Origin of the sequence: Streptomyces sp. CB02414, assembly GCF_001905385.1 — a bacterium.
Lineage (GTDB): Bacteria > Actinomycetota > Actinomycetes > Streptomycetales > Streptomycetaceae > Streptomyces.
Genome location: NZ_LIPF01000008.1, coordinates 1 through 25,014, shown reverse-complemented (window position 1 = coordinate 25,014; position 25,014 = coordinate 1). Strand labels below are relative to the sequence as shown.

At 75.4% G+C, this 25,014-nt stretch carries 23 protein-coding genes and 1 pseudogene; 10 read left to right on the top strand and 14 right to left on the bottom strand.

Annotated elements, in window-relative coordinates; translation table 11 throughout:
- Nucleotides 1–7 precede the first annotated feature (7 nt).
- The gene (locus AMK11_RS25360) at nt 8–1,048 is read left to right on the top strand and encodes a hypothetical protein (protein ID WP_073730375.1); all 1,041 of its coding nucleotides are present in this window, start codon (nt 8–10) and stop codon (nt 1,046–1,048) included.
- 12 nt (nt 1,049–1,060) lie between these two features.
- Here the strand turns inward: AMK11_RS25360 and AMK11_RS25355 are convergent, their stop codons facing one another.
- Nucleotides 1,061–2,668, bottom strand: a complete 1,608-nt coding sequence (locus AMK11_RS25355) for an AMP-binding protein (RefSeq protein ID WP_073730374.1) — start codon at nt 2,666–2,668, stop codon at nt 1,061–1,063.
- Entirely contained in the window at nt 2,665–4,338 is a 1,674-nt protein-coding gene (locus tag AMK11_RS25350) for an AMP-binding protein (RefSeq protein WP_073730373.1), read from the bottom strand. The genes AMK11_RS25355 and AMK11_RS25350 overlap by 4 nt, the downstream gene beginning before the upstream one ends.
- A 123-nt stretch (nt 4,339–4,461) precedes the next feature.
- On the opposite strand from AMK11_RS25350, the gene AMK11_RS25345 reads away from it, so the two are divergent.
- From AMK11_RS25345 to AMK11_RS25315, 8 genes and pseudogenes are all read left to right on the top strand, one after another.
- Complete coding sequence (locus tag AMK11_RS25345) at nt 4,462–5,304, top strand: helix-turn-helix transcriptional regulator (protein WP_073730372.1); 843 nt, start codon at nt 4,462–4,464, stop codon at nt 5,302–5,304.
- 109 nt (nt 5,305–5,413) lie between these two features.
- Nucleotides 5,414–8,266, top strand: coding sequence for an ATP-binding protein (locus AMK11_RS25340; RefSeq protein ID WP_073730371.1), 2,853 nt, complete (start codon nt 5,414–5,416; stop codon nt 8,264–8,266).
- A gap of 464 nt (nt 8,267–8,730) precedes the next feature.
- A pseudogene (locus AMK11_RS38215) lies at nt 8,731–8,958 on the top strand (RNA polymerase sigma factor); the annotation flags it as partial.
- A 530-nt stretch (nt 8,959–9,488) separates the two neighbouring features.
- On the top strand, nt 9,489–9,635 hold the full coding sequence (locus AMK11_RS38720) for a hypothetical protein (protein ID WP_241847083.1): 147 nt from the start codon (nt 9,489–9,491) through the stop codon (nt 9,633–9,635).
- A 29-nt stretch (nt 9,636–9,664) separates the two neighbouring features.
- A complete protein-coding gene (locus AMK11_RS38715) occupies nt 9,665–9,802 on the top strand; it encodes a hypothetical protein (RefSeq protein ID WP_241847082.1) in 138 nt (45 codons plus the stop codon).
- Between the two features lie 90 nt (nt 9,803–9,892).
- Nucleotides 9,893–10,786, top strand: coding sequence for a polysaccharide pyruvyl transferase family protein (locus AMK11_RS25325; RefSeq protein WP_073730370.1), 894 nt, complete (start codon nt 9,893–9,895; stop codon nt 10,784–10,786).
- A 56-nt stretch (nt 10,787–10,842) separates the two neighbouring features.
- Nucleotides 10,843–11,151: a DUF3040 domain-containing protein gene (locus AMK11_RS25320; RefSeq protein ID WP_073730369.1), complete on the top strand. Its 309-nt coding sequence runs from the start codon at nt 10,843–10,845 to the stop codon at nt 11,149–11,151.
- A gap of 78 nt (nt 11,152–11,229) precedes the next feature.
- Complete coding sequence (locus AMK11_RS25315) at nt 11,230–11,430, top strand: hypothetical protein (protein ID WP_073730688.1); 201 nt, start codon at nt 11,230–11,232, stop codon at nt 11,428–11,430.
- A 78-nt stretch (nt 11,431–11,508) separates the two neighbouring features.
- On the opposite strand, the gene AMK11_RS25310 is transcribed toward AMK11_RS25315, so the two are convergent.
- The 12 genes from AMK11_RS25310 to AMK11_RS25255 form a co-directional block, all read right to left on the bottom strand.
- Entirely contained in the window at nt 11,509–12,405 is an 897-nt protein-coding gene (locus tag AMK11_RS25310; RefSeq protein ID WP_073730368.1) for a glycosyltransferase family 2 protein, read from the bottom strand.
- A complete protein-coding gene (locus tag AMK11_RS25305) occupies nt 12,402–13,337 on the bottom strand; it encodes a glycosyltransferase family 2 protein (protein WP_073730367.1) in 936 nt (311 codons plus the stop codon). Before AMK11_RS25305 ends, AMK11_RS25310 begins: the two co-directional genes overlap by 4 nt.
- The gene (locus tag AMK11_RS25300; RefSeq protein WP_079187696.1) at nt 13,334–14,362 is read right to left on the bottom strand and encodes a glycosyltransferase family 9 protein; all 1,029 of its coding nucleotides are present in this window, start codon (nt 14,360–14,362) and stop codon (nt 13,334–13,336) included. Before AMK11_RS25300 ends, AMK11_RS25305 begins: the two co-directional genes overlap by 4 nt.
- A complete protein-coding gene (gene rfaE2, locus AMK11_RS25295; RefSeq protein WP_073730366.1) occupies nt 14,359–15,753 on the bottom strand; it encodes a D-glycero-beta-D-manno-heptose 1-phosphate adenylyltransferase in 1,395 nt (464 codons plus the stop codon). Before rfaE2 ends, AMK11_RS25300 begins: the two co-directional genes overlap by 4 nt.
- The gene (locus tag AMK11_RS25290) at nt 15,750–16,349 is read right to left on the bottom strand and encodes a D-sedoheptulose-7-phosphate isomerase (RefSeq protein ID WP_073730365.1); all 600 of its coding nucleotides are present in this window, start codon (nt 16,347–16,349) and stop codon (nt 15,750–15,752) included. The genes rfaE2 and AMK11_RS25290 overlap by 4 nt, the downstream gene beginning before the upstream one ends.
- Complete coding sequence (locus AMK11_RS25285; protein ID WP_073730364.1) at nt 16,349–17,566, bottom strand: glycosyltransferase family 4 protein; 1,218 nt, start codon at nt 17,564–17,566, stop codon at nt 16,349–16,351. The genes AMK11_RS25290 and AMK11_RS25285 overlap by 1 nt, the downstream gene beginning before the upstream one ends.
- A complete protein-coding gene (locus tag AMK11_RS25280) occupies nt 17,563–18,513 on the bottom strand; it encodes a glycosyltransferase (protein WP_073730363.1) in 951 nt (316 codons plus the stop codon). The genes AMK11_RS25285 and AMK11_RS25280 overlap by 4 nt, the downstream gene beginning before the upstream one ends.
- Complete coding sequence (locus tag AMK11_RS25275) at nt 18,510–19,499, bottom strand: glycosyltransferase family 9 protein (RefSeq protein ID WP_073730362.1); 990 nt, start codon at nt 19,497–19,499, stop codon at nt 18,510–18,512. The genes AMK11_RS25280 and AMK11_RS25275 overlap by 4 nt, the downstream gene beginning before the upstream one ends.
- A complete protein-coding gene (locus AMK11_RS25270; RefSeq protein ID WP_073730361.1) occupies nt 19,496–20,167 on the bottom strand; it encodes a D-glycero-alpha-D-manno-heptose-1,7-bisphosphate 7-phosphatase in 672 nt (223 codons plus the stop codon). Before AMK11_RS25270 ends, AMK11_RS25275 begins: the two co-directional genes overlap by 4 nt.
- Nucleotides 20,164–21,198 carry a glycosyltransferase gene (locus AMK11_RS25265; RefSeq protein WP_079187695.1) on the bottom strand — a complete coding sequence of 345 codons (1,035 nt, stop codon included), beginning with the start codon at nt 21,196–21,198 and terminating at the stop codon, nt 20,164–20,166. The genes AMK11_RS25270 and AMK11_RS25265 overlap by 4 nt, the downstream gene beginning before the upstream one ends.
- A complete protein-coding gene (locus AMK11_RS25260; protein ID WP_073730360.1) occupies nt 21,195–22,835 on the bottom strand; it encodes a carbamoyltransferase family protein in 1,641 nt (546 codons plus the stop codon). The genes AMK11_RS25265 and AMK11_RS25260 overlap by 4 nt, the downstream gene beginning before the upstream one ends.
- A gap of 169 nt (nt 22,836–23,004) precedes the next feature.
- Nucleotides 23,005–23,997: a UDP-glucuronic acid decarboxylase family protein gene (locus tag AMK11_RS25255; protein WP_073730359.1), complete on the bottom strand. Its 993-nt coding sequence runs from the start codon at nt 23,995–23,997 to the stop codon at nt 23,005–23,007.
- 130 nt (nt 23,998–24,127) lie between these two features.
- Here AMK11_RS25255 and AMK11_RS25250 point away from each other — a divergent pair, with 130 nt between their 5' ends.
- A complete protein-coding gene (locus AMK11_RS25250; RefSeq protein ID WP_383580111.1) occupies nt 24,128–24,916 on the top strand; it encodes a polysaccharide deacetylase family protein in 789 nt (262 codons plus the stop codon).
- Nucleotides 24,917–25,014: the final 98 nt, after the last annotated feature.

Here is a 25,014-nt window from a genome sequence, read left to right as displayed (position 1 = left end):
AGCCAGTATGAGTCGCACCACCCCGCCGCGGCCGCTCGTCGTCACCGCGCTCTTCCCTCAACTGGCCCCCCTGGCGCGCACGGCGACCCGGCTGCACCCTCGGGCCGGGTCGCCCTCCCGGCACGACAGTTCGGTCGGCGGGCCGCTGCTGTGGCCCGCCGACGAACCCTGGCCGTTCTGCGAGGGCCCGCACACCTGCGACCAGGTGGGCGCCGCCTTCTCCCTGGAAGGGGAGCGGGAGGACCGGGGCATCGTGGCGCCGGGCACGCGACGGGACGACCACGACGCGTACGACGAGCACGAGGCCGGCGACTGGGCGTTCGAAGACCTGGCCGACGGCGACCAGCCGTGGCCCGGAGGGCCGATCGCCATGCTGCCCGTGGCCCAGCTGTACCTGCGGGACATCCCCTCGCTGCGCCCGCCCGGGCAGGTCGAGGCCGATCTGCTCCAGGTGCTGTGGTGTCCCTTCGACCACCCGGAGCACCCCAGGACCGCGCTGTTCTGGCGGTCCGCCGCCACGGTCACCGATGTCCTCGAAGCACCCCCCGAACCGCCCGCGGTCGAGTTCCCCGGCTACCTTCCCCAGCCGTGCCTGCTCTCGCCCGAGGAAGTCACCGAGTACCCCGGTTTCCCGGAGCTGGGCAAGGAACTCCAGGAGCAGCTGGCGGACTGGGACAGGTGGCAGGCGGCCGGAGCGGCGGTGGACGCCTCCTACGCCGTGGCCCCGGACTCGTTCTACACGAACAAGCTGTCCGTCTCCCCCGGCTGGAAGGTGGGAGGCTGGTCCCGGTGGGGTCTCACCGATCCCGTGCCCCGGACCTGCTCCGCGTGCGGCGCGGGGCTGGAGCCGCTGCTGACCATCGCCTCGACCGAATGGAACAGCGGCACCGAGAGCTGGGCCCCCGAAGGGGACCGGGCCCGCGACCCGCTTCCCCCCGGTGTTCCGCCGGCCAACTACACCCGTACCGTCATCGCCGGCGGCCACAGCCTGCAGCTCCACGCCTGCCCGGTGTCCGCCGACCACCCGCACCTCGAACTCATCCAGTGAGGGCCGGGCCCGTCAGCCGCCGTACCGCTGCCTCAGCTCCACCTTGCGCACCTTCCCCGAGACGGTCATCGGGAAGGTGTCGAGGAGCTGCAGGCGGCTGGGCACCTTGTAGTGGGCCAGCCGGTCCGCGCAGTAGGCGCGCAGTTCCTCCAGGGTGAGCGGGTCGGCCGCGTCGCGCGGGATGACGCAGGCCAGCACCTCCTCGCCGTAGCGCTCGTGCGGTACGCCGACGACCTGGACGTCCGCGATCTTCGGGTGGCCGTAGAGGAACTCCTCGACCTCGCGGGGATAGATGTTCTCGCCGCCCCGGATGATCATGTCCTTGATGCGGCCGACGATCTCGACGTAGCCGTCCTCGCGCATCACCGCCAGGTCCCCGGTGTGCATCCAGCGGCCCTCGTCGATGGCCTCGGCGGTCTTCCGGGGCTCGTCCCAGTAGCCGAGCATCACGCTGTAGCCGCGGGTGCGCAGTTCACCGGCCTCGCCGCGCGGCACGGTCACGCCGGTCACCGGGTCGGCGACCTTCACCTCGATGTGGGGCAGGACGCGGCCGACGGTGCCGGTGCGGTGTTCGAGGTCGTCGTCCATCCGGGTCTGGAGGGAGACAGGGGAGGTCTCGGTCATGCCGTAGCAGATGGAGACCTGCTCCATGTGCATCTCGGCGACCACCCGCTTCATCACCTCCACCGGGCAGGGCGAGCCCGCCATGATGCCGGTGCGCAGGGAGGTGAGGTCCCAGGAGGCGAAGTCCGGGTGGTTCAGCTCCGCGATGAACATCGTCGGTACGCCGTACAGGGACGTGCACCGCTCCCGCTGCACCGCCTCCAGCGTGGCGGCCGGCTCGAAGGACGGGCCGGGGATGACGATGCAGGCGGCGTGGGAGGTGGCGCCCAGGTTGCCCATGACCATGCCGAAGCAGTGGTAGAAGGGGACGGGGAGGCACACCCGGTCCTGCTCGGTGTAGCCGACGGTACGGCCCACCCAGTAGCCGTTGTTGAGGATGTTGTGGTGGGAGAGGGTGGCGCCCTTGGGGAAGCCGGTCGTGCCGGAGGTGTACTGGATGTTGACCGGGTCGTCGCAGCTCAGCTCGGCCGCCGCCGCGGTCAGTCGCTCCGGCGGCACGGAGGCGGCGGCCGCCGTCAGCGCGTCCCAGGACGGGTCGCCGATGTAGACGGTCTCGCGCAGCGCGGGGCAGTCGCCGCGGACCTGCTCCACGATCGCCCGGTAGTCGCTGCTCTTGTGGGCGAGGGAGGCGACCAGCACGGTGATGCCGGACTGCTTGAGGACGTACTCCAGCTCGTGCGCCCGGTAGGCGGGGTTGACGTTCACCATGATCGCGCCGATGCGGGCGGTGGCGTACTGGACGAGGACCCACTCGGGGCAGTTGACCGCCCAGATGCCGACCCGGTCGCCCTTGGCGACGCCCTTCGCCAGCAGTCCGCGCGCCACCTCGTCGACGTCCGCGCCGAACTCGGCGTAGGTCCAGCGCCGTCCGGACGGTACGTCGACCAGGGCCTCGCGGTCCGGGTGGGCGGCGATCGCGCGGTCGAGGTTGGCGCCGATGGTGTCGCCGAGGAGGGGCGTGGCGCTGGTGCCGTGGGCGTAGGAGAGTTCGGTCACCGGAAGTCCTCCTCGCGGTACTCGTCCTGGGAGCCGGCCGCCGTGGCCTCGCGCAGTTCGATGCGGCGGATCTTGCCGGAGACGGTCTTGGGCAGCTCGCCGAACTCCAGGCGGCGCACCCGCTTGTAGGGGGCGAGGGCCTGCCGGGCGTGCTCGAAGAGCACCTTCGCGGTGTCGGGGCCCGGCTCCCAGCCGGCAGCCAGCACGATGTACGCCTTCGGCACGGCCAGGCGCAGCGCGTCCGGGGCCGGTACGACCGCCGCCTCGGCGACCGCCTCGTGCTCCAGCAGGGCGCTCTCCAGCTCGAAGGGACTGATCTTGTAGTCGCTGGCCTTGAACACGTCGTCGGCCCGGCCCACGTAGGTGAGGTAGCCGTCCTCGTCGCGGGCGCCGATGTCGCCGGTGCGGTAGTAGCCGCCGGCCATCGCCTCCGCCGTGCGGTCGGGGTCGCCGTGGTAGCCGGTCATCAGGCCGACGGGGCGGTCGGCGAGGTCCAGGGCGATCTCGCCCTCGGTGGCGCCGGGCACGCCGGTGACCGGGTCGAGGAGTTCGACGCGGTAACCGGGGCTGGGGCGGCCCATCGAGCCGGTCTTCAGCACCTGGCCGGGGCTGTTGGAGACCTGGACGGCGGTCTCGGTCTGGCCGAAGCCGTCCCGGATGGTCCGGCCCCACACCCGGCGGACCTGCTCGATCACCTCGGGGTTCAGCGGCTCGCCGGCGGCGACGACCTCGCGGGGCGGGGTGGCGAGCTGCGCCAGGTCGGCCTGGATGAGCATCCGCCACACGGTCGGCGGGGCGCAGAAGGTGGTGACGCCCGCCCGGTCCATCTCGGCCATCAGGCGGGCCGCGTCGAACCGCGTGTAGTTGTAGAGGAAGACGGTCGCCTCGGCGTTCCACGGCGCGAACAGGTTCGACCAGGCGTGCTTGGCCCAGCCGGGCGAGGAGATGTTCAGGTGCACGTCGCCGGGGGTCAGCCCGATCCAGTACATGGTCGCCAGGTGCCCGACGGGGTACGACACGTGGGTGTGCTCGACGAGCTTGGGGCGGGCGGTGGTGCCGGAGGTGAAGTACAGCATCAGCGGGTCGTCGGCGGCGGTGGGGCCGTCGGGGGTGAAGGCGTCGGAGGCCGTGTGCACCTCCTCGTACGCCCGCCAGCCCTGCTCCGTCGTCCCGCCGACCGCGACGCGCGTGTAGTCGCCGGGCACGTCGGCGAACTTGCCGGTGTCCTCGGAGCGCACGATCACGTGCCGCACCCGGCCCCGGTCGACGCGGTCGCGCAGGTCGGCGGGGCCGAGCAGCGGGGTGGCCGGGATGACGACGGCGCGCAGTTTCATCGCGGCGAGCGCGGTCTCCCACAGTTCGGCCTGGTTGCCGAGCATGACGAGGATGCGGTCCCCGGGGCCGACACCCCACGCGCGCAGCCGGTTCGCGACCCGGTTCGAGCGGGCGGACATCTCCGCGAAGGAGACCCGGACCTCGGAGCCATCCTCCTCGACGATGTGCAGCGCGGTGCGTCCGTTGCCCTCGGCGATGGCGTCGAACCAGTCCAGCGCCCAGTTGAAGTGCTCGGGCCGGGGCCACCGGAACCCCTCATAGGCGGCGGTGTAGTCCTCGCGGTGCTCCAGCAGGAAGTCCCTCGCGCTGCGGAACAGCTCCGTGGCCGTCGTCATGTGTCCTCCTTCGTGCCGGACCTTGCCGGGCGGCTTGCTGCCATCGTGTAATCCGTGATGCAGGTCTCACTACCCCCGAACGGGGGTGCGCGCCCCGGGACGGGCGCGGGGAAGGCGGAACGAGTGGCGGTGGACGCGGCCGACGGGGTGGAGATCCGCAGCGCGCTGGTGCGGCTGCGGCGTACGACCGGGCTGCCGGTCGCCTTCGGCGGGCTGGTGGAGTCGGGGCGGCGGCAGGTGCGGATCAGCGAGCTGAGCGGCACCGCGACGGCCGCGCTCAGCGCCCTGGCGGTGACCTCCGGCAACGGCCTGGGCGGCAAGGCGGTCGCGCTGTCGCGGCCCTGCGCGGTGACCGACTACTCGGTCTCCCGGCAGATCAGCCACGAGTACGACCTTCCCGTCGCCGCCGAGGGACTGCGCTCGGTGGTGGCGGTGCCGGTGGTCGTACGGCGCCGGGTGCGCGGGGTGCTGTACGGCGCGCTGCGTTCGGCCCAGCCGCTGGGCGACCGCACGCTGGGCGCGGCCGTGGCGGCGGCGCGGGACGTGGAGCAGGCGCTGGTGCTGCGGGACGAGGCGGACGAGCTGCTGGCGGCGGCCCGGCCGCAGCCGGTGCGCGAGGCCGCGGGTTCCGCCGCCGCCTGGGAGCAGGTACGGGAGGCACACGCGGCGCTGCGGGCGCTGGCGCCCCGGATCGCCGACCCGGCACTGCGGGACGAGCTGCTGCGGGCGTGCGGGCTGCTGGCGCCCGCGACCGGGCCCGGTGCGCCCGAGGTCCGGCTGACGCCGCGCGAGGTGGACGTGCTGGCCTGCGTGGCGGCGGGCGCGACGAACGCGGCGGCGGCCGAGCGGCTCGGGGTGGGCCCGGAGACCGTCAAGGGCTATCTGCGCTCGGCCATGCGCAAGCTGGGGGCGCGGACCCGCGGCGAGGCCGTCGCCGCCGCGCGCCGGGCGGGCCGGCTGCCGTGACGCCGTCACGGGGCAGCGGGACAGCGCCGTTCGCGGCGTGTTATTTCCCTCACCTCGTCGTCCCGCCGTCATGCACGCGACGTTTGCCTAACATTGCCCGGGACACGACATGCGGAGGGGAGCGGTCACCGTGCGACGGGACTTCGCGGAGTCTGCCGGGCGCCGTTCCGACCTGGTCATCGGGCGGGAGGAGTCGTTCGGCGCGGCGCGCGAGCAGCTCGCCCGGGGCGGAAGCGTGCTGCTGCACGGGCCCGCCGGAATCGGGAAGTCGACCGTGCTGCGGACGCTGGCCGCGGAACATGCCCGCACCACGCCCACGGTGTTGCGCTGCTCCGCCACCGAGTCCGAGTCGCACCTCCCCTTCCTCGCCCTCGCCGACCTCCTGGGCATGGTCCTGGACCAGGTGTTCGACGCCCTGCCCGCCGCCCAGCGCACCGCCCTGGAGTCGGCGCTCACCGGCCGCGGCGAGTCCACGCTCCAGCGCGACGGGCTGGCGCTGCGCCTGGCCGTGCTCTCCACGCTGCGCGCCCTCGCCGCCGAGGGGCCGGTGCTGGTCGTGGCCGACGACCTCCAGTGGCTGGATCCGGCCAGCGCCGAACTCCTCGGCTTCGCCGCCCGCCGCCTGGGCGACACCCCGGTACGGCTGCTGTGCGCGGTGCGCACCGAGGAGCCCCGGGCGGAGGGCGCGGAGTACGACCGCCACCTGCGCGCGTCCCCGCCGGACACCCGCGCGGTACGGCTCGGCCCGCTGACCCGTGCGCAGGTGTCGGCACTGCTCGACGAGCGGGGCTACTCGGGCCTGCCCCGCTCCACGGTCCGCGACATCCACCGCACCAGCGGCGGCAACCCCCTGTTCGCGCTGGAGCTGGGCCGGGCGCTGGCCGAGAGCCCCACCCCGCCCCGGCCGGGCGAGCCGCTGCCGGTGCCGACCTCACTGCGCGCCCTGGTCCTGACCCGCCTGGAGATGCTGTCGGACGAGGCGCGCCGCACCCTCCTGGTCGCGAGCGCCGGCGCCCGTCCCACCCCGGCGCTGCTGCACGCGGCGGGCCGGGAGAACGCCGAGGCCGAGACGGCGCAGGCGGCGACGCTGGGACTGCTGGCGACCGACCCGGAGGGGCCGGCCGTACGGTTCGCGCACCCGCTGATCTCGGCCGCGCTGTACGCGGAGGCGCCGGCGCCGGAGCGGCGGGCCGCGCACGCCGCGCTGTCCACGGCGGCCTCCGACCCGATCGAACGCGCCCGGCACCTGGCCCTGGCCACCACCGGCACCGACCCGGAGGTGGCGGCCCGGCTGGCCGAGGCCGCCGCGCTGGCCCGGGACCGGGGGGCGCCGTCGGTGGCCGCGTCACTGGGGCTGCTCGCGGCCCGGCACACCCCGCCGGACAGCGCGCCGGGGCCGGACGAGCGCCGGGTCACGGCCGCCGAGGACGCGATCACCGCCGGCGAGCCGGACCTCGCCCGGGACATCGCCCGCGAGGTGCTGACCCGGGCCGGCGCGCCCGGCGAGCGGGTACGGGCCTGGATGGTGGTGATCGAGGCCGCCGGGCAGGCCATCGGCGACGTCGACGCCGCCTTCCCGCAGGCCCTCGCCGACGCGGGCGACGACCCGCGCCTGCTCGCCCTGGTCCACTACCAGCTGGCCTGGCGTTCCCTGGTGGTGCAGGGCGACTTCGCGCAGGGCCGCGAGGAGGCCGCGCACGCGGCGCGGCTGGCGGCCGAGGCCGGGGACCGGCGCAGCGAGCTGCTCGCCCTGGCGTTCCAGGCGCAGGCCGAGACGCTGATGGGGCATCCGGACGCCCCGGCGACCATCGGGCGGGCCCTGGCGGAGCCGCAGGACGCGCGGGTGGCCTGCCACCACAACGGGGCCGGTTCCACCCGGTTCCGGTGGCTGGTGATGAACGACCGGCTGGCCGAGGCGCGCACCGCCGTCACCGGGCTGCTGCGCGAGGTGCGCCGGCGCGGCATGGCCGAGAGCGAGGTCCACTACCTGCGCTTCCTGGCCGAGACCGAGCTGCACTCCGGGCACTGCGGCCGGGCCCTGGAACTGTCCCGGGAGAGCCTCACGCTGGCCCGCGACGCCGGCATCGGGGAGGGCGCGGGCGCGATGCAGGCCGCGCTCGCCGAGGCGGCCGGCGGGGACGTGCGGCGGGCGGTCACGCTGGCGCGGGAGGCGGTGCGGCGGACCGAGGAGGAAGGCGACGCCGTGTACCTGTCCCGGGCGCTGGCCGCGCTGGGCCACGCGAGCCTGGTCGCGGGCGACGCGGAAACGGCGGTGCGGGCGCTGCGCCGGGTACGGGAGCTGGAGGCGGGCGCGGGGATCACCGACCCGGCGCGGGGCCGGTGGCAGGGCGACCTCGCGGAGGCGCTGGTGCGGACCGGGGAGCCGGCCGAGGCCCTGGACGTCATCGAGGTCACGCGCGCGCACGCGCTGCGGCTCGGGCGCGGGAGTGTGCTCGCGGTACTGGACCGGGCCGAGGCGCTGGTGCGGGCGGCGCGCGGCGAACACCGGTCCGCCGTCACGCGGTTGACGTCGGCGCGGGAACGGCTCGCCGGGCTGGGCTACGGCCTGGAGGAGGCGCGGGCCGCCTTCGCGCTGGCGGAACTGCGGGCGGACCGGCCGGGACGGGCGCCGGGGGCGGGGTCGTACGACGAGGCTGCCCGGCTGTTCCGGCGCTGCCGGGCGCTGCCCTGGCTGCGACAGGTGGAGGCGGCGGTCGCGGCCCGCACGGCCGAGCCGCTCCCGGCACCGCCCGCCGTTCCCGACGCGCTGGCGGGGCTGGCCTCGATGGAGCGTCAGGTGGCGGCGCTGGTCATGGAGGGCGCCACCAACCGGGAGATCGCGGGCCGCCTGTTCGTCAGCGTCAAGACCGTCGAGGCGACGCTGACCCGGGTCTACCGCAAGCTGGGGATCCGTTCCCGGGTCGACATCGTCAGACTGGCGGCGGGCCGGCGCGAGGAGTGACCCGGAGTCAGAGGGGTGACCGGCCGGTGTTTGGCGCGCGCCGACCGAGGGTTTTCCCTTCCGGGCTCACCTAGGGGGTTCCCTCATTGGGGGGTCTCCGCCGCCGGTTCTAGCGTGTGCACGTGCCGCTCGCCCGGGCATACGGGGGTCTGTCCCGAGACCCCCGTGCAACCCCCCACGCCCGTGCGACCCCCCACCGGCAAAGCTTGAGGAGACTCATGTCCGGGATCGTCCGCACCAGACCCGCCGCTCCCTCCGCCGCCGCGCCCGCGTGCCCGGCGGGGACGCCCACAGCGTGCCGGCCGCGCAAGGCTCCTGAGTAACCCTCAGGCGACAGACCGGGGGGCGCTGCGGGCCTCCACGAGCGGCCCGCAACGCCCCCTCTCCATGTCAGCCGCGGATGCCGTACGCACCCTCCGAGGTCATCGGGCACGCCGTTCACGGCGGGACCGGACACCCATCCGGACGTGCTGCGTTCCCGGCGTCCCGTGGCGGACCTGGACAGCGTGCCCGAGCCCGTCGCGCCGGACCACGTCGCCTCCCCCGCACGGGCCGCCGAGTCGCACGCCGCCGCGGCGGAGCTGGGGCGGTCGCTGTCCGCGCTCTCCGCGGAGCAGCGGGTGTGCTGGGTGCTCAGAGAGCTGGAGGGCCCGTCGTACGAGACCATCGCGGAGACGGTCGGGATCAGCGAGGACCCGCGCCCGCGCGCCTGCCCGCACTGCGCGGCGGCCGTGCGGCAGTTGGACCTGCTCGGCGCGGCCGTGCGCGAGGCCTCGCGCGACGAGCGGGAGCCGGACTGGGACGCCGGGGCGCTGACCGCGCGGGTCATGGACGTGGTCCGGCTGGAGCTGCGGCCCGGGCGGCCGCTGCCCCTCGGGGAACGGGAGGAGCACCTGTGGGTGCGCGAGGCGATGGCCGCCAAGGCGCTGCGGGCCGCCGCCGAGACCGTCCCCGGGGTGCGCGCTGGCTCGTGCCGCATCCGGCCCGGCGAGCGGGGCGGCACGCCCACGCGCGGGCCGGCCCGGGTGCGGCTGGAGGTCGTGGTGCCGCTCGTGCCGGGGCTGCACGACCCGGCGGAGGAGATCCGCCGACGGGTGCGCGGGGTGGCGGACGACACCCTCGGGCTGCCGGTGGAACACGTGGACGTACACATCACCGACGTGGTCGACACCACGGAGGAAGCAACGGAAGAAGCATCGGAAGAAGAAGGAGAGGTGCGACCGTGACCGCTGCCGCCACCGGCCGTGACGCGCTCGCCGGCACCGTCGCGCGGGTCGCCGCCGAGGTACCCGGTGTCGCGTTCCTGCGGCCGGGACTCGCCGAGCTGATCCGCGGTTCGCCGGACGGACGCCCGCCGGGGTGCGGGTGACCCGGGGCTCCGGGACCGGACCGTGGGAGGTGGACGTCCAGCTCGTCGTCCGCCGCGGCCACCGCGCCCTGACCGTCGCCCGCGCCGTCCGCGACGCGGTGACCGCCGCGCTGGCCCGGACGGCACCCGGCGCACAGGTGACGGTCACCGTCACCGGCGCCGTGTGAACCGGCTCCGCGTGCACCGGCCTCGCCGGTGATTGCCGCATCCGCCCCGGGGCACCCGTGCGCACTGTGCACGGACGAGACAGGATCCTGGTGACCGGCTGGTTCAGCTTCCTGCACGGGGAGGCGACCGCCGGGGACGTGCTGGCGCTGCGGCGGGTGGAGGAGGTGCTAGGGGGCGCCGGGCTCGCTTACGACGTCGTGTGGAGCCCCGGTTTCAGGGCGGACGGACTGCACTTCGCGGACGTGGACCCGGCGGCGTACTCCCGGCTGGTCTTCGTGTGCGGGCCCGCGCACGGACCGCAGGTCGAGGAGTTGCACCGGCGGTTCGCGCACTGCCTGCGGATCGCCGTCGGTGTCTCCGTGGTCGACCCCGGCTCCCCGGCCGTCACCGGTTTCCACCGGGTGCTGGCACGGGACGCCGCGGGCTCCGCTCCGACCCTGGACCTCGCCGCCCGCGCGCCGGCCCTGCCCGCCCGGCCCGTGGTCGGGGTCGTCCTCACCCACGGCCAGCACGAGTACGGCGGTCAGCGGCGGCACGAGGAGGTCGCCGCCGGGCTGACCGGCTGGCTGGCCGGCAAGGACTGCGCCCGGCTGGAGCTGGAGACCCGGCTCGACGCGCACGACTGGCGGCTGTGCGGCACGCCGGCCCAGCTGGAGGCCGTACTGGCCCGGCTGGACCTGGTGGTCACCGACCGGCTGCACGGGCTGGTCCTGGCGCTGCGGGCCGGGACGCCGGCGCTGGCCGTGGACCCGGTCGCGGGCGGGGCGAAGGTGACGGCGCAGGCCCGCGCCTGCGGCTGGCCGGCGCTGGTCGCCGCCGACGGGCTGACGGACGGGGTGCTGGAGCACTGGTGGGACTGGTGCCTGACCGGCGGGTGGGAGGAGGCCGGGCGGATCGGCGCCGGGTTCCGCGCGGCGGACGCGGCCGGGGACGCCGCGGACGGTCTCGTGACGGCGCTGGAGGCGGCGCGGCCGACCGGTTAGCCACCGGTCCCCCGGGGCACTCGGTGGCCGTCGGTCCGCCGCCGGGAGGAGACATCGTGAGCATCGGCCGACTCCCCGAGCACGAGCAGCGCATACTCGACGAGGTGGAGCGGGCACTGAGCCGCGACCGCCGGCTGGACCGGCGCCTGCGCACCCTGCGGCTGAGCCGCCGCCCCGACCCCGCCCGCCTGCTGTCCTACCGCCCGCGCACCCTGACCGTCCTCCTGCTGCTCGCCCTGTCGGTCACCTTGCTGGTCACCGGCATCGTCACGTCCGCGCCCGGCGTGATCTGGGCGTTCGCCGCGGTGTGGCCGGTGACGCTGTTCGCGTCGTTCCGGCTGCTGTGCAGGTGGACGGAGGGTTAGGGCCTGTCCGTGCGGCGGTGGGCGGCGGTTTGCCTCGCGGTGGGGCCGGGGACCCGGGCGGCACAGGAGGTGATCGTCGTGCCCGAGCCCGGAAGCAAGAAGTACGACACCCGGCGGGCCCGGCTCCGCAAGGAGGCCGAGCGGTCGGGGATCTCGGATCAGGACGCCAACCGGGCAGCCAACGAGGAGCTCCAGGAAGGCGGCGAATGGGGCAGCCGCGGACCGCGCACGGAACGCGGCCGGGGCCCGAAGGGCGAACGCCCGTCAGGCTCCGACTGACCCCCCGGAACCGGCCCCGCGTCCCCTCGGCGCGGGGCCGGTCCGTGTGATGGCCGGCTGTGGTGGCCGGCGGCCGGGTCAGCCCGTGTAGCTGCGGGCCTTCGAGTCGCGCTGGGCGGGTTCCAGCGAGCGCAGGCGTGCCTCGACCTCGGGCGGCAGTACCCGGCGTTCGCGCAGCACCCACGGCAGGGCGGCCGTCGCCTCGGCGAAGGCGCGCAGGGAGGCGGCGTCGCGGGGGACGGTGCGGGCCAGGTGGAGGGTGCGGCGCAGGGCGGGACCGGCCGGGCGGCGCAGCCAGGTGAACCACAGGGTGTTGCGGATGCCGTGCGCCCGCCGCAGGGTCGAGTCCCGTACGACGGACGGGTGGTGGTGGATCGTCAGGTCGTCGGCGTACGTCAGCCACCAGCCGTCCGCCGCCAGGTCCGCGGCGAGCAGTTCCTCCTCGCCGCCCAGCCACAGCCGGGGGTGGAAGCCGCCCGCGGCCCGGAAGGCGTCGGCGCGCAGCACGGTCGCGGCGGCCAGGAACGACCCGAGGGCCGGTCCCGGGAGCCAGTCGGGCCGGGGTACGGGCGAGTCGCGCAGTTCCTTGACGATGGGGTCCTCGGTGCCGTCCGGTTCGACGAGGATGCGGGCGGTGACCGAGCCGACCGCCGGATACCGGTCCAGCAGGTCGGCGGCCCCGGACAGGGAGCCCGGCGCCCACCAGGAGTCGTCGTCGCAGAAGGCGACGTAGGGGGTGCGGACCTGCCGGACGGCGAGGTTGCGGCCGACGGCGCCGAGGTTGCGGCCGGGGCGCAGGAGTTTCACCTGCGGGTGATGGCGGGCGACGGCGGAGGCGGTGCCGTCGGTGGAGGCGTTGTCGGTGACGATCACCGGGGGCCGTTCCGGGAGTTCGGCGAGGCGGTCCAGGGTGCGCAGGAGTTCGGGGCGCCGGTTGTGGGTGATGACGACGACGGTGGTGCGGGTGTCCGTCATGAGGTGGCTCCGTTCGCTCCGTCCAGCAGGCGGGCGGCGCGCTCCACGTGCGGGGGCAAGGGCCTGCGGGCGCGCAGGGCGGCGGGCAGGCGGGCGAGCGTCTCGCGCAGGGCGCGCCGGGCGTGCGGGTCGTGGCGGGCGTCGGCGGCGAGGTCGCGGGTGCGGGCCAGCGCGTGCGGAAGGGGGCGGCGCAGCCAGGCGGTGAGCAGTTCGTTGCGGCGCACGACGGCGGAGCGGCCGGTGCGGGGGCCGGGGTCGGGGTGGTGGTGGGCGGTGACGTCGGGGCAGTGGGTGACACCCCAGCCGCGGGCGGCGAGGTCGTAGGCCAGGAGGGTCTCCTCGGCGCCGAAGAAGAGCAGCGGGTGGTAGCCGCCGGCGTCGAGGTAGGCGGTGCGGCGGGCGACGGCGGCGCAGCCGAGGAAGCCGAGCACCTGGGTGCCGGGCAGATCGGTGGCGGTGCCGAGGGGGGAGTCGGCGAGCAGGTCGTTGAGGGGGTCCGCGTCGTCGCCGGGCCCGACGAGGGTGCGGGCGGAGAGCAGGCCGAGCCTCGGGTGGGCGTCGAAGTGCCGGGCGGCGGCGGCGAGGGCGCCGGGTGCCCACCAGGAGTCGTCGTCGCTGAACGCCACGTACGGGGTGTCGAGGGCGCGGACGCCGTGGGTGCGGGCGAGGGCGCCGCGGTTGAACGGCAGGGAGACCACCCGGACCTGCGGGAAGTCGCGGGCGAGCAGGGCGGTGGTGTCGTCGGTGGAGGCGTTGTCGACGACGAGGATCTGGGGCCGCTCGGGCAGGGCGAGCAGGTTCCGCACGGTGACGGCGAGGCTCGCCGAGCGGTTGCGGGTGGCGATGACGACGCCGACGGGGGCGGCTTCGGTGCGGTCGGCGCGGGTTCGTTCACGGGTGGTCGAGGGGCCGTGGCCGGTGGCGTGGTTCATGGTGCCTCTCCCAGGGCGTCCAGGGCGTCGAGCGCGTCCAGGACGTCGTCGGTGCCGATCCGCAGCAGCGCGGGGTCGGTGTCGTGGCCGTGCGGGTCGCCGTCGGGGCCCGGGTGCCACAGGGCGCGGTGGCGGGGGTGGTCGGGCGGTCCCCAGCGGCTGGGCGGTACGGGGCCGAAGAGGGTGACGGAGGGCGTGGCGTGGGCCACGGCCAGGTGGGCGATGCCGGTGTCGCCGCTGACGACGGCGCGGGCGCCGGCCACCAGGGCGGAGAGCCGGTCGTAGGGCAGGCCGCCGCCGAACACGTCCGTGTCGGGCAGGCCGGCGCGCTTCGCCAGCCGGGCCACGAGGTCGCCCTCGTCCGCTCCCCCGGTGACGACGACCCGCCGCCCCCGTGCGCGCAGCGCTTCCGCCACGGCCGCGTACCGTTCCACGGGCCAGCAGCGGGAGGGGGCGCCGGCACCGGGGTGCAGGACGACGGCGCCGGGCGCGGGGGACGGCGCCTGCGGGCGGGGCAGGCGCAGGTCGGCCGGGTCGGCCTCGATGCCGTACGCCTCCAGCAGCCGGCACCACCGGTCCCGCTCGTGTTCCTCGGCGTACCAGGGCGGCCCGTCCACCTCGGGTGTCTCCGGGTGCGCGAAGGCCAGCAGCTCGCGCGGGCTCAGTCCCATGAGCAGGCGGTGGCTGGGCGGTCCGTTGCCGTGCAGGTCCACGGCGACGTCGGGCGGCGGGCCGGTCCAGTCGAGCGAGCGCGGGACGGCACGGCCGGGCTCGGCGGCGGGCAGCAGCCGGTCCACGGCGCCGGTCGCGGCGGCCACCGGCGCCAGCTCGGCGGGGGCGGCCAGCACCAGTTCGTGCGCGGGGTACGCGCGCCGCAGCGCACGGAGCGCCGGCACCCCGGCGAGCAGGTCGCCGAGCCCGAGGGCCCGCAGTACGAGCACCCGGGGCTCCGGCGAGCCGCCGCCGGGCTCGGCGGAGGCGGACGGGTCGCCGCCGCCCGTTCGGGCCGCCGTGCCGTGGGTCATCGCACGCCCTCCGCCGCGCGTGCCATCAGGGCCGTCGAGGAACGGCCGTCCAGGTAGGGCAGGAGGACCGCCTGGCCGCCCCACTCCTGGAGGAGGGCGGCCTCGGGGAGGTCCGCGCCGGCGTAGTCGCCGCCCTTGACCCACACGTCGGGGCGCAGGTCGCCCAGGAGGCGTTCGGGAGTGTCCTCGTCGAAGACGGCGACCGCGTCGACGCAGGCGAGGGCACGCAGGACGCGGACGCGGTCGGCGAGCGGGTTGACGGGGCGGCCGTCGCCCTTGCGGCGCTGGACGGAGGCGTCGGAGTTGACGCAGACGACCAGGCAGTCGCCGAGCCGCCGGGCGGCCTGGAGGAGGCCGACGTGTCCGGCGTGCAGCAGGTCGAAGCAGCCGCCCGCGGCGACCACCGTGCCGTGCTGGGCGCGGACGCGGTCGGCCAGGGCGTGCGGGTCGTCGGTGTCGGGGGCGGCGGTCGCCGGGCCGTCGGCGGCGGGGGGCAGGGCGCCCGCGCCGCCGGCGGCGACGAACGACGTCGCGGCGGCCACCGCGCCCTCGACGGCCTCCCCCACCAGCGCCCCGTCGGCGAGCAGCCCGGCCGCGGTGGCGGCGAAGCGGTCGCCGGCGCCGCAGGAGTCGCCGTGGTGGGCGGCGGGTGCGGGGACGAGGAGCGGGTGTTCGCCGTAGGAGAGGAGGGCGCCGCGGGAGCCGAGGGTCACCGTCACCGCGGCCACCCGCCATTCCCGTACGAGGGCGGCGGCGTGCTGCGCGGCGGCGCGCAGGCCGCCGCCCGGGTGGCCGTCGCGGGGTGCGAAGCCGTGCGCCTCCTTCTCGGCGGGCGTCACCAGCCGGGTGCCGGCGACCGGCGGGCCGCCGCGCGGGTGCGGGTCCCAGACGAGCGGCGGGCGCTCGGCCAGTACGTCCCGCAGGGCGTCGGCGGCGCCGCGGCCGTAGTCGGAGACGAGGACGGCCCGGGCGGAGCGCAGCGCCGCGCGGGCCTCGTCGGTGGCCTCGCGGACCCGGCCGCCGCCGCGGTCGAGGCGGACGACGGGACGGTCCTGCGCCAGGACGCGGGTCTTCTCCGGCAGGGTGCCGGCCAGGGGCAGCGGGACCAGCGTCAGCCAGGGTTCCAGCAGTTCGCGCAGGGCCCGGCCGGCCGGGTCGTCGCCCAGACCGGTGATCAGCGTGACGTCGCGGCCGTCGCGGGCGGCGAGGTACGCGGCGAGGGCCGCGCCGCCCGGCCGTACGCGTTCCGCGCACTCGGCGACCACCGGGACCGGCGCGTCGGGGGCGAGGCGGTCGGCGGAGCCGGTCAGGTCGCGGTCGAGCAGGGCGTCACCGACCACGACCAGGGGGGCCTTGCCGGTCGTGCGTCCCGTCGTCGTGCGTCGCGTCACCTTCCCGGCCCCTTTCCGCTTGCGCCCCGTTCCAGGGCCGCGTCGAAGGCCGCGCAGATCATGTGGACGGCGACCAGGTGGATCTCCTGGACGGTGGCCGTCGAGGCGGCGTCCACGCACAGCGACTCGTCGCTGCCCGCCATCAGCGGGTTGGGCGCGCAGCCGGTCAGCGCCCACACCCGTACGCCGGCCGCGCGGGCCGCGTCGGCGGCGGACAGCAGGTTGGCGCTGGCGCCGGAGGTGGACAGCAGCATCAGTACGTCGCCCTCGCGGCCGTGGGCGCGGACCTGGCGGGCGAAGACCTCGTCGACGCCGTAGTCGTTGGCGATGGCGGTGGTGGAGGAGGTGTCGGCGTGCAGGGCGATGGCGGAGAACGGGGGCCGGTCGTCGCGGTAGCGGCCGACGAGTTCGGCGGTGAGGTGCTGGGCTTGGGCGGCGCTGCCGCCGTTGCCCGCGGCCAGCAGCCGGCCGCCGCCGCCGAGGACGGCCGCGAGCCGGTCGCCCCAGCGCTGGGTGACGTGCGCGGAGGCGCGGAACGCCGCCAGCGCGTCCTGGAGTTCGTCGCAGTGCCCCACGACGGGCGGGTGCACGGTCATCACGCCACCTCCTTGGACAGTGCGTGGTCGGCGAGGGTCAGGCGGTACACCTGTTCCGCGCCGTCGGCGACGCGCGCCCAGGTGTAGTGCCGAAGGACGCGTTCGCGGCCGTTCCTGCCGTACTGGCGGCGCAGCCGTTCGTCGGCGAGGAGTTCGCGGGCGGCCTCGGCGATGGCGCCGGGGTCCTGCGGGGTGACGAGGCGGCCCGTGGTGCCGTCGGCGACGGAGTCGCGGTGGCCGCCGACGTCGGTGGCGAGGACGGGCACGCCGCAGGCCATCGCCTCCAGCGGCACGATGCCGAAGGGCTCGTAGAGGGGGGTGCACAGCACCAGGTCGGTGCTGCGGAGCAGGGCCGGCATGTCCTCGGGGTCGACGGCGCCGAGCAGCCGGACCCGGTCGGCGACGCCGGTGCGGTGCGCGAGCGCGGTCAGGCGCCGGGCCTCGGGGTCGGCGTCGAGGCCGCCGGCGGGCGGGCCGCCCGCGATGAGGAGTTCGGTGTCGGGGACGTCGGCCAGGGCGCGGATGGCCTGGTCGTAGCCCTTGCGGGGCACGAGCCGGCCACAGGCGAGCAGCCGGTGGCGCTGCTTGCGGTCGGGGGTGCGGCCGGTGTCGGCGGTCGGGCTGAAGTGCTCGGCGTCCACCCCGCAGGGCACGACGGAGACCTGGCGGGGCGGTACGCCCATGTCGCCGAGTTCCACGACCTCGTCGGTGCAGGTGGCCAGGACCCGTTCGCAGGAGCGGCCGATCTGCCGTTCGATGCCGATGCGTTCGTACGGGCTGGTGTCCCGCATGCCCTGGTGGCGGCGCTTGACGGTGCCGAGGGCGTGGAAGGTCTGCACGAGGGGGATGCCGAGGGGCCGGGCGCCGATCTGGGAGGCCATCCCGGACATCCAGAAGTGGGCGTGCGCGACGTCGGGGCGCTCCCGGGCCCAGGCGCGGGCCAGGTGGGCGCCGAAGGCGGGCATGTGCGGGAAGAGTTGGTCCTTGGGGACGGCCGCGGGTGGTCCGGCCGGGACGTGCTCGACGACCGCGCCGCCGGGCAGCGGCACCCGGTCGGGCAGGTCGGTGGCGTCACGGCGGGTGTAGACCGTGACGTCGTGGCCGCGCTTGGCCAACTCCTCGGTGAGGCGGGCCACGTAGACGTTCTGTCCACCGGCGTCGACGCCGCCGAGCGCGGCGAGCGGGCTCGCGTGCTCGGACACCATGGCGATCCTCATCGGGTCACCTCCTTCAGCAGCCGCTCCCAGTCGTCCAGGAAGCGGGACAGCCCGTAGCGGGACAGGGCCGCCGCACGGGCCCCGTCGCCGACGGTCCGCGCGTGCAGCGGGTCGGCGAGGAAGTCGCGTACGGCGTCGGTCAGTACGTCGATGCGGTTGGAGACCACCCCGGCGCCCGGGGGCACGGCCTCGGTCACCTCGGTGGTGGCGAGGGCGACCACGGGCATGCCCAGGTGCATGGCCTCCAGCAGGGACAGCCCGAGGGAGGTCCAGCGGACGGGGTGGACGTAGACGCGGCGGCGGGCCAGTTCGGTGTGCAGGTCGCTCTGGGGGACGTCCTGCGTGCGGCAGCGGCCGGGGTCGACGCCGATGTGCTCGGCGAGGCCTTCGGTGCGCATGCCGAACACGTCGAGCGGGGCTGCCCGGGCGAACTCGGGCAGCAGGTCGGTGCCGGTCGTACGCCCGCGCCGGATCGGCTCGTTGACGACGACGGCGGCGCGCTCCAGCTCGCCGGTCCAGCGGTGACCCGGGTCGACGATGCCGTGCTCGATGACGGTCGTCTCGGCCCTCCCCGCGTCCCACATCAGCCGGTTGAAGTGGGTGACGTGGACGAGGGTGACGCCGGGGAGGTCCGCGGCGGGATGCCGGGTGTCGGGCACGTCGCCGTCGGGGGCGTTGTGCTCCAGGTACACGATGGGCGGCCGACGTCCCAGCCACTGGTCGACCAGGGCGATCTCGTGGGGCCGCTGGACGATCACGAGGTCGACGTGCTCGTCCCGCAGCCGCTCCGGCGGTACTTCGACGACGGAGGCGGGCCAGTCCCAGGTGCGGGCGCGGCCGAGGCCGTCGGGTCCGCGGTCCGGGGTGACCGGGACGAGGTAGGTGTGCGGGCCCTGCACGAAGGCCGTGGTCCACGACCCGTGCACGTGCCAGATGAGGATCCTCATGCCTCCCCCAGGAGTTTCTCGACGGCGGCCGCCACGTCGGTGGCCGTGACGGTGTTCAGGCAGGGGTGGCCGGGGACGGGGCAGTCCCGGGCCCGGCTGTCGGCGCAGGGCGCGTCCTGGTCGCCGAGCAGGGCGTACGGGACGCCGTACGGCCGCCAGCGCTCCGCCGGTACGACGGGGGCGAACAGGGAAACGACCGGGGTGCCGACGGCCGCCGCGAGGTGGGCGGGCGCGGTGTTGCCGGTGACGACGACGGACGCGCCCGCGAGGACGCCGGACAGCTCCGGTGCCTCGGTCCGGCCGCCGAGGTCGGTGCCGTGCTCGCCGGCGACGTAGGCGGTGAGGTCGCGTTCGTCGGGGCCGCCGGTGACCAGGACGCGGTGCCCGGCGGCGGCCAGTTCGCGTACCGCCTCGGCGCTGCGCTCGGCGCTCCAGGCCCGGGCGGGGACGCTGGCGCCGGGATGCAGGACGACGTACGGGCCGGGGCCGGTCAGGTCGTCGGTGCGGGGCGGTGTGCGCACCCGCAGCCGTCCGTCGTCGGGCCGCGGGAAGCCCGCCGCCTCGGCGAGGTCCAGCGCCGCCTCGGCCTCGTGGGCGTGCGGGGCGCGCTGGTGGCGCAGATCGAGCAGGGAACCGGGGTAGTCCACGCTGTCCGCGGCGATGTGCCGGACCCCGGCCAGGCGCAGCACCAGGGCGGTGGGCAGCGGGGACTGGTGGAAGGAGGTGAGGACGAGTGCCGCGTCGGCGTCGATCCGTGCCACCAGCGCGTCGATGTCGGCCCGGTCGACGTCGGGCGGCCGGAACCCGCCCCACGGCGCGTCCCAGACCAGCACCTCGTCCACGCCGGGCAGCAGGCGGGCGGCGGGCGCACCGCGCGATCCGCACAGCATGGTGACGTGGCCGGCCCGGGCGGCGACGGCGCGCACGGCGGGCCCGGCGAGCAGCACGTCGCCGAAGCTGTCGAGCCGGGTGACCAGTGCCTTCATCGCGGCCTCCCGCGGGTGTCGACGGCGGCACGCGAGCGGGCCGCTTCGGCGTCGGGGGCGGCCCGGCGGGGGACGTGGGCGGAACCTGGGGTGCTCGCGTCGAACGCCGCCTCGATGGGCCGCTCGTCCACCAGGACCCGGCCCTCGGGCGGGCCGTCCAGAACCGCCCGAACGGCGGTCAGGAGGTCCGGGGCGACATGGGCCGCGGTCCTCGTCTCCTCGGGGCGGGTCTGGTCGTTGGGGACGAGGATGCCGTGGGCGCCGGCGCGTTCGGCGGCTTCCATGTCGGCGCCGATGTCGCCGATGACGACGCAGTCGGCGGGGCCGGCGCAGACGCGGCCGGCGGCCCAGAGGATCATGCCGGGCTGCGGCTTGCGGCAGTGGCAGCCGTCGTCGGGGCCATGCGGGCAGACGGCCCACACGTCGAAGGGGCCGACGAGTTCGTCGATCCGCCGGTTGACGTGACGGACGTCGGAGTCGGTGATCAGGCCGCGGGCGACGCCGGACTGGTTGGTGACGACGCCGACGCGGATGCCGTGTTCGCGCAGCAGCGCCACCGCCTCGCGGGCGCCGTCGACGGGGCGGACCCGGTCGGGGTCGCCGTTGTAGGGCACGTCGTGGACGAGGGTGCCGTCGCGGTCGAAGAGGACGGCCTTGACGGGGCTCATGAAGCCACCTCCCGCCAGGCGGGGGCGCGGCGGTGCCGCCACTCGCCGGTCAGCCGGTGCCAGGTGGCGGCGGGCGGGATGAGGGCGCTGGTCGTCAGCATCGTGACGATCTCGTCGCGGGTGCGCGGTCCGGGGGTGATGCGGGCCCAGGCGAACTCGGCGGTGCCCGCGGCCCAGGCGAGCCCGGCGGCCGCGGCGGCCCGGGGGCGGCCGGCGGCGGTGAGGGCGAGGGCGGCGAGTCCGGCGGCGGTGATCGCCGCGTGGCGGCGGATGCGGCCACGGGGGGCCACCGCCTTGGCCCACCAGTCGGGGCCGTGCAGCCGCCGCATCAGCGCGTCGTCGGCGTTGCCCCGCTGCTGCTTGAGGGACACCCAGCGGGAGGCGTCGCGCACGGGGTGGCGGGTGGTGCGGCGGCCCCGCCGGATGCGCCAGCCCGCGTCCAGGACGCGCAGCGCCAGGTCGGCGTCCTCGCGGAAGGCGCGGGGGAAGCGTTCGTCGAAGCCGCGCACCTGCTTCAGCACGTCGGTCCGGTAGGCCATGTCGGCGGTGATCCAGCGGGCCTGTGCGAGGCCGGCGGTGCCGCGCTCCCAGTCGGTGGGGCGGCGTTCACCGGGCAGCGGCACGGCGATCACGCCCTGCACGGCACCGGTGTCGGGGGCCGCCTCGGCGAGGTCCTGGACCAGCTGGTCGCACCAGTGCGGGCCGACCTGGACGTCGTCGTCGAGGAAGGCGGTCCACGGCGAGGTCACCGCGCGGATGCCGGTGTTGCGGGCGGCGGCGGGGCCCCGGCCCCCGCTGCGCAGCACCACCGTGCGCTCGCGCAGGTCGCCGAGGACGGTCAGGGGGTGTTCCAGCGCGGCCGGGTCGGCGTCGGGTCCGGGCCGGTCGTCGACGAGGACGATCTCGTCGGGCCCGGGGCCGGTCGCGGCGGCCAGCGCGGCCAGGCAGTCGGCCAGCGTCGCGCGGGCGAGCGTGGGGACGACCACGGCGTAGCCGGTCATGGCGCCCCCGGTCACGGGATCGCCGCTCATCCGAACGCCCTCCCCCGGCGCACCGCGAACGGACCGATGGCCAGCAGGTCCACCGGTGCGGAGCCGAAGCACTCCAGCGCGTCGCGCGGGTCGTCGACCATGGGGCGCCCGGCGGTGTTGAGGCTGGTGTTGACGACGACGGGCAGTCCCGTGCGCTTCTCGAACGCGGCCAGCATCCGCGCGACCAGCGGCTCGCGGCGCTCCTCGACGGTCTGGATGCGGGCGGTGCCGTCGACGTGGACGACGGCCGGGATGCGGTCCCGCCAGGCGGGGGCGACGTCGTGCACGAAGAGCATGTACGGGCTGGGGACCGGGCCGGTGAAGATGTCGGCGGCGCGGTCGGCCAGCACCATCGGCGCGACGGGCCGGAACTCCTCGCGTCCCTTGACGTGGTTGAGGCGTTCCAGGTTCTCCGCGCGGCCGGGGTGGGCCATCAGCGAGCGGTGCCCGAGGGCGCGCGGCCCGAACTCGCTGCGGCCCTGGAACCAGGCGACGACCCCGTCCCGGGCCAGTTCCTCGGCGACCGTCTCCGCGATGTCGTCGGGCTCCTCGTACGGAATCGCGGCCGTCTCCAGCCAGGCCCGGATCTCGTCGTCGCTCCAGCCCCGGCCGAGGTCGGCGCCGGGCATCGGCTCGGGAGCGGCGCCCTCCTGGGCGGCGGCGACGTGCAGGGCGCCGCCGAGGGCGGTGCCCGCGTCACCGGCGGCGGGCTGCACCCACACGTGGCGGTACGGGCCGCGCGCGGCGATCTTCGAGTTGGCGACGCAGTTCAGGGCGACGCCGCCGGCCATGGTCAGGGCCTGGCCGCCGGCCTCGCGGTGCAGCCAGTGGACGAGTTCGAGGAGCAGTTCCTCCAGGACGGCCTGGGTGCTCGCGGCGAGGTCGGCGTGGGCCTCGGTCCAGTCCTCGCCCTTGGCGCGCGGCGGCGCGAGGGCCGCCCAGTCGACGCCATGGGCGCGAAAGCCGCCGTCGCCGGTGGCGTGGACGTGCTCGCGCAGCTGGTCCACGAACCGGGGCTTCCCGTAGGAGGCGAGGGCCATCACCTTGTACTCGTCGCTGCTGCGCAGGAAGCCGAGGTGCTCGGTCAGTTCCTCGTAGACGAGGCCCAGCGAGTGCGGGAGCGCCTGCGTGGCGAGGGTGTCGAGCTTGCCGTCGCGGTAGCGGCCGGCCAGGTGGGAGGCGGACTCGCCGCGTCCGTCCAGGACGAGGACGTCGTTGTCGGGGTGCGGTGAGGCCGGTCCGGCGGAGGCGGCGTGCGCCACATGGTGCGGGACGAAGACCACCTGGTCGGGGTCGAGGCCGGGCAGCGCCTCGGCGAGGAACTCGGGCGCCCGGCGGGCGTACTCCAGCCGCAGCGGGTCCCAGGGGTCGTCGAGACCCATGTCGCGGGCGGGACGGGCGAGCTTGGGATCGAAGGAGTACGCGACGGCGTCCAGCTCCTCGGGCCGCACCCCGGCGTGCTCCAGGCACCACCGCGCCGACAGCTCCGGCACCTCCCACGCAGAGAACGGCACCGGCCGCTTGCCGTGCTTGCGGCGGCTGAAACGCTCTTCCTCGGCGGCCGCGACGGTCCGGCCGTCGACGACGAGCGCGGCGGCCGGGTCGTGGAACAGGGCGTTGATACCAAGGATGCGCATGGGTGGTGCTCCGTCCCGGGCGACTGCTGGGGTCTCTCCGACGTCAGTGGTCTCTGCCGTCTCGCGGGTGCCGCAGTGCGGCTGGGTCAAACACTTGGAGACAGCTCAGTTCCAGAAATGAACGGACATGTCACGTAATGTGATGGTCTGTGGGTCCGCTCTCGGGGGCCTACGCGGCGACGGAGTGCGCGAACCAGCCGATGGTCCGCTCCAGCCCTTCGCTCCAGCCGACCCGCGGCTGCCAGCCGAGCCGCTCCCGGGCCAGGGTGGTGTCGGGCTTGCGCCGGCCGGGGTCGTCGACGGGGCGGTCGACGAAGCGGATGCGGGAGCCGGAGCCGGTGAGCTCGACGACGCGGCGGGCCAGCTCCAGCATGGTGATCTCGTCGGCGCCGCCGATGTTCACCGGCCCGGTCTCGCCGGACGCGGCGAGGGCCAGGACGCCCTCGACGGTGTCGTCGACGTAGCACAGGGAGCGGGTCTGGCCGCCGTCGCCGGCGACGGTGAGTGGCATGCCGTCCAGGGCTTGGGCGATGAAGGTGGGCACGGCGCGGCCGTCGCCGGTGCGCATGCGGGGGCCGTACGTGTTGAAGATCCGCACGATGGCGGCGTCGGTGCCGTGCACCTGACGGTGGGCGGTGACCAGGGCCTCGGCGAAGCGCTTGGACTCGTCGTAGACGCTGCGCGGGCCGATCGGGTTGACGTTGCCCCAGTACGTCTCGCGCTGCGGGTGCTCCAGCGGGTCGCCGTAGACCTCGGAGGTGGAGGCGAGCAGGAAGCGGGCGCCGTCGGCGCGGGCCCGTTCCAGGGCGTTGCGGGTGCCGGTGCTGCCGACGTCGAGGGTCTCCAGCGGCAGCCGCAGGTAGTCGGCGGGCGAGGCCGGACAGGCGAAGTGCAGGACCAGGTCGAAGCGTCCGGGCAGGCGGCGCAGGGCGGCCGGGTCGGTGGCGTCGGCGTGGACGAACCGGAAGCCGCGGTGCCGCTCCAGGTCGGCCACGTTGGCCCGGGAGCCGGTGGCCAGGTTGTCGAGGCACACGACGTCCGTGCCGGCGTCGAGCAGCCGGCCGCACAGGTGGGACCCCACGAATCCGGCGCCGCCGGTCACCAGGGCCCGTCGCCAGAAGCTTCCGCTCACCGGGCTGCCGCCCACCGGGCTCTCGCTCACGGGGTCCTCCTCACTCTCAGCGTCACTTGCGTGTCGGCTGAGTAACCCGGTGAGGGCCCCCACTACCTCGAACCTGCGTTCGACAGGGTCACTATAAACTGCGTATATACTCGCTGTGTATAGTCCTCGCATGCTTTCGCTGACCAGGAAGATGACGAAAACGGGGACCGGGTTGCGCGCTGCCGCGACCCTCGCGGCAGCCGCCTCGCTGACGCTCGCACTGAGCGGCTGCACGAAACTGGAGACGACCTCGCCCAGCTCCGTCCGGGGCGCGTCCGGCCCTCAGGCGCGGGCGGCCGATTTCGGCACCGTCGACTGCCGCCACACCAAGTGCATCGCGCTGACCTTCGACGCCGGACCGAGCGAGAACTCCGCCAGACTGCTCGACATACTCAAGGAGAGACAGGTCCCGGCGACCTTCTTCCTGCTCGGCAAGCGGCACATCGACACCTATCCCGAACTTGTCAGGCGCATGGCTGACGAGGGCCACGAGGTGGCCAGCCACACCTGGACCCACAAGATCCTCACGGACGCCGAGCCGGACGAGATACGCGAGGAACTGGAGCGCCCGAACAAGGAGATAGAGCGCCTGACCGGGAAGCGCCCCACCCTGATGCGCCCGCCGCAGGGCCGCACGGACGACACGGTCCACGAGATCTGCCGCGAGCTGGGGCTGGCGGAGGTGTTGTGGAGCGTGACCGCGAAGGACTACAAGACGAACGACTCCGACCTGATCACGGAGCGCGTGCTGGACCAGTCGTCCCGGGACGGCATCATCCTGCTGCACGACATCTACGACGGCACCGTCCCGGCGGTACCCGGGATCATCGACGCGCTCAAGGAGCGGGGGTACGTGTTCGTGACGGTGCCCCAGCTGCTGGCACCCGGGAAGGCGGAACCGGGCAAGGTCTACCGCTAGGCCCTGTCGTCAAATTCCCGTCGTCCGCCCGGAGGGCGTGCCAGGCGTCGCCGGGCAGGCGGGAATTTGACGACAGGGCCTAGGTGTGCTGTCCCGCG